General features: G+C 77.8%; 3 protein-coding genes. All 3 read right to left on the bottom strand.

Annotated features, from left to right (window positions below; all coding sequences use genetic code 11):
- Positions 1-65: 65 nt before the first annotated feature.
- Positions 66-317: a hypothetical protein gene (locus ACFV0G_RS38805; RefSeq protein WP_380558447.1), complete on the bottom strand. Its 252-nt coding sequence runs from the start codon at positions 315-317 to the stop codon at positions 66-68.
- A gap of 190 nt (positions 318-507) precedes the next feature.
- Positions 508-1,011, bottom strand: coding sequence for a tRNA (adenosine(37)-N6)-threonylcarbamoyltransferase complex ATPase subunit type 1 TsaE (gene tsaE / locus ACFV0G_RS38810; RefSeq protein ID WP_380558450.1), 504 nt, complete (start codon positions 1,009-1,011; stop codon positions 508-510).
- Positions 1,012-1,105: 94 nt separating this feature from the next.
- Positions 1,106-1,987 (bottom strand): alpha/beta fold hydrolase (locus ACFV0G_RS38815; protein WP_380558453.1); only part of this gene is annotated, 882 nt, incomplete at its 5' end.

Genomic DNA, 1,987 nt, shown 5'->3' on the forward strand with positions numbered 1-1,987 from the left:
ACGCTGGAGTCGCGGCGGCGCAGCCCCGCCGCCCGCCCCGGGGCGGACCACCGCCCCCCACGGTTTTACAACCCCCCCGGCCCCCCCGCGGCGCACACCACGCCCCGGGCCGCGGCGGGGGGGGGCGCGGCCGGGCGGTCCTCGCCGGTCGGTGCCGCGGGTGCGGCGGGCGGGGTGGAGACGGCCGCGGCGGACGCGCACGCGGCCAGCAGGGCGCGCATCGGGGCGCCCGCCGACGGCTCGCGGGCCGGTGCCGCGCCGGGCCCGTCGGCCGGTTCCTGCGGCATCGGTGCCGCTGCGGGGGTGGTGCTCGCCATGGGGCGCCTCCCTAGTTAGGCAGACCTAACCGCGGATCCCATCCCATCACGCCGGGCCAGGGGCCCGCAACACTTTGCCGACACGGCGTCGGGAAGTGTCGCGGGCCGTCCGGGTCCCGCCGGGCGGCCGCCCCGGGGCCCCGGGGCCCCGGCAGCGTCGCGGCAAGGCGGGCGCAGGCCGCGGCCTGCGCTACGCCTCGCCGAGCGCGGCCAGGTCGACGCCGCCCCAGCGCCCGCCGAGCCCGGTCACCGTGACCTGCCGCGGGTCGTGGTCCTCGTCGTTCGCGTCGCCGCCGAGCGCCCGCTCGATGCGGACCTCCAGTCGGTCCTCGCTCAGCTGCTCGACCTTGCCCTCGCCCCACTCGACGACCACCACCGACTCGGGCAGCGACACGTCCAGGTCGAGGTCCTCCATCTCGTCCAGCCCGCCGCCCAGCCGGTACGCGTCCACGTGCACCAGGGCCGGGCCGCCGGTCAGCGAGGGGTGCACCCGGGCGATCACGAAGGTCGGCGAGGTCACCGCGCCGCGCACGCCCAGGCCCTCGCCGAGGCCGCGGGTCAGCGTCGTCTTGCCGGCGCCGAGCTCACCCGAGAGCAGGACCAGGTCGCCGGGGCGCAGCAGGGCGGCGAGCCCGCGTCCGAGCCGTCCCATCCGCTCGGGCGTGGCGACGGTGAGAGTGGTCTGCGAGCCCATGGCGCGTTGGCTGCCCTTCTGTCCCCGCCGGCCGCCCCTGCGGCGCCGGCACCACCGCTACGGTGCCACAGCGGCGGGCCGGTGCGCGTACGGGTCAGTCCGCGGCGGGCCGCAGCGAGGGCGGCGGCGGGGCGGCGCCGGCCTGCCGGGCGGCCCGGTCGAGCAGGTCCAGCAGGTGCCGGTCGACCTCGGCGGGCCGCTCCAGCATCAGCAGGTGGCCGGTCTCGGGCAGCACCACCAGGGTGGCGTCGGGCAGGGCGCGGGCGATGTCCTCGCTGTGCACCGGCGGGGTGAGCAGGTCGTCGGTGCCGGCCAGGACGGTCACGGGCAGGCCCTGCAGTGCGGCCAGCGCGGCCTTCTTGTCGTGCAGTCCGAAGGCCGGGTAGAACTCGGCGACCACGTCGATCGGGGTGGCGTCGAGCAGCTGCTCGGCGAACCGGACGACCTGCGGGTCGACATCCTCGGAGCCGAAGGAGAAGCGGCGGTAGAAGACCGCGGCGACGTCCGCGCCCAGGCGGCGGGTGGCCTCCACCAGCTCGACCTGGCGGCCCAGCAGCCGGACCGCGGCCGGGACGACCCGGCGCAGCAGCCGGGCGCCGGCGGGCGGCAGGCCGAGGGTGACCGAGTCCCAGTCGCCGGCGAGCGTGCCGACCAGGGCGACGCCGGCCACCCGGGCGCGGAACAGCTCCGGGTGCTGGTCGGCCAGCGCCATGATCGTCATGCCGCCCATGGAGTGCCCGACGAGGACGACCGGGCCCTCCGGGACGACCGCGTCCAGCACCGCCAGGAGGTCGCCGCCGAGCTGGTCGATGGAGGCGGGCTCGCCGGCCAGGTACGAGCGGGACCGCTCGGAGCGGCCGTGGCTGCGCTGGTCCCAGAAGACCAGCCGCATCCCCTCGCGCAGCGCGGCCCGCTGGAAGTGCCAGCTGTCCTGGTTGAGGCAGTAGCCGTGGCAGAAGACCACGGTGAGCGGGGG

Source organism: Kitasatospora sp. NPDC059571 (genome assembly GCF_042735675.1).
Lineage (GTDB): Bacteria > Actinomycetota > Actinomycetes > Streptomycetales > Streptomycetaceae > Kitasatospora.

Coding starts and splice junctions, on each gene's coding strand:
- ACFV0G_RS38805 (WP_380558447.1), bottom strand. CDS start 317: ATGGCGAGCACCACCCCCGCAGCGGCACCGATGCCGCAGGAACCGGCC.
- tsaE (WP_380558450.1), bottom strand. CDS start 1,011: ATGGGCTCGCAGACCACTCTCACCGTCGCCACGCCCGAGCGGATGGGA.